The sequence below is a fragment of the Photobacterium sp. R1 genome, assembly GCF_054600795.1.
Window position 1 is genome coordinate 1 of sequence record NZ_BAAHZP010000747.1, and the last position, 253, is coordinate 253.

The window sequence follows — 253 nt, forward strand, 5'->3', positions numbered from 1 at the left end:
GATTGCCGGTGCATTTTTGATCTTCGCGTTTGTCGGCACAGGTTCCAGCTTTCTGGCTTTTGCCATCATGGCAGGCAAACGTAATATTGATAATCCGGATTATCAACATAAATCATTGTTTTATCTGGGAGGATTGACAGAGGGAACAGAAACTATCGCGTGTTTTGTGCTCTTCTGCCTGTTGCCTGAGCACTTTGCGATCATCGCATGGATTTTCGGATCACTGTGCTGGGTGACCACTGCAACCCGGATC

Annotated in this window: 1 pseudogene; it reads left to right on the forward strand. The window is 47.0% G+C overall.

What is annotated here, in order from left to right:
• A pseudogene (locus tag ACYP03_RS27065) lies at positions 1-253 on the forward strand (CDP-alcohol phosphatidyltransferase family protein); the annotation flags it as partial.